Origin of the sequence: Acidiphilium sp. JA12-A1 (genome assembly GCF_000724705.2) — a bacterium.
GTDB lineage: Bacteria > Pseudomonadota > Alphaproteobacteria > Acetobacterales > Acetobacteraceae > Acidiphilium > Acidiphilium multivorum.
On sequence record NZ_JFHO01000211.1, the window covers coordinates 1 to 1,123 of the forward strand.

At 61.4% G+C, this 1,123-nt stretch carries 2 protein-coding genes; both read right to left on the minus strand.

The window, feature by feature from the left end; genetic code table 11:
• Window positions 1-53: 53 nt before the first annotated feature.
• A complete protein-coding gene (locus RT91_RS19330) occupies window positions 54-293 on the minus strand; it encodes a hypothetical protein (RefSeq protein ID WP_035189476.1) in 240 nt (79 codons plus the stop codon).
• A gap of 117 nt (window positions 294-410) precedes the next feature.
• Entirely contained in the window at window positions 411-890 is a 480-nt protein-coding gene (locus RT91_RS19335) for a hypothetical protein (RefSeq protein ID WP_240314375.1), read from the minus strand.
• Between the last annotated feature and the right edge of the window lie 233 nt (window positions 891-1,123).

The window sequence follows — 1,123 nt, forward strand, 5'->3', positions numbered from 1 at the left end:
GCGGTGATGGAAAAAGTCGCGCAAGAGAAGGATCGCGGGTTGGAGATGGACCTCTAGGCTTGCTCGCGGAGGTCCAGACGCGTCTCGATCCGCTCGATCCGCGCTGCGAGACGATCCGCACGATCGGCCATGATGGCGTAATGGCTCATCTCGGTGGCCGCGAGATTCCCCACGGCGGTCTCCAAGGCGGTCAGGCGTAGCTTCACCTCGCGCATGTCCTCCGCCAGCCGGTCGATCTTCTCGTCGAGCCGCCGCAGATAGACCAGCATCAGGTTCTCGGGTTGGTCACTCATGGGGCGAGCCTATCACATCCTGGATGAGTTGCCGCGCCACGCCTCATGCTGGTTTTCCGCCTTCCATCAGCCGCAGCAGCGGCGCGTCGGCTTGGGCCTGGTCACGTTCCTGACCGCTCAGATGCGTGGCGACGCGAGGGGTTCATGAAGTAGTGGACCATCCCCGGGCCCCTTCATCCCGGCGACGCGCTGGCGGCGGCGGATGATGGCGCCAAAGCCCTCGAGTTCGGTCATCATCTCGCTGACAGTGCGTGGTTGTTGGTCCAGCTTTTCAGCGATTTCCTCACGAGTAAGCAGGATTTCGCCGGTATCGGTGCGCAGGTGCTTGAAGCACAGCGCCCAGAGCTTCAGTGCCACCAGCGGGCGGGCCGAGTGGTCCGCGAGATAGTCAACGACGATGGCGTTCTGTTCCGGGCTGAGCATGACGAAGGTCCATTTGTTGCGGCTGGCGGTCTGGCGGTCGATGTGGCCGATCAAGGCTTTCACAGCCTCCGGCATGTCTCCCTCGAACGGCAGCAGCGCCTGGCGCAACTGCTCCGCCTGGTCCTGCCGGAGCCGGTCTGGCCTGGTTTTCAGAGCGTGGATTGTGGCGGCCATGAATCCTCCTTTTAAGTCACGTGTGGCGTGTCTCAGTAGTCACACAGGATGTGACCTAATAGCAAGGCATTTTTTGGCGGTTTTCTGCGAAAAAACGCGAATTTTGGTCCGAGTTATCCACGCCAGATAGTATTTAGATGATAGAGCGCGCGCGCGGAGTGCCCGGCTACGAGGCTGACGCAGCGCGCGCGCTCTATCTCAACCCCCTAAATCCCCCTTCATCGGAAAGCCGC

What these genes read in the sequence shown, in the direction of transcription:
- RT91_RS19330 (WP_035189476.1), bottom strand. Translation starts at nt 293, where the DNA reads ATGAGTGACCAACCCGAGAACCTGATGCTGGTCTATCTGCGGCGGCTC.
- RT91_RS19335 (WP_240314375.1), bottom strand. Translation starts at nt 890, where the DNA reads ATGGCCGCCACAATCCACGCTCTGAAAACCAGGCCAGACCGGCTCCGG.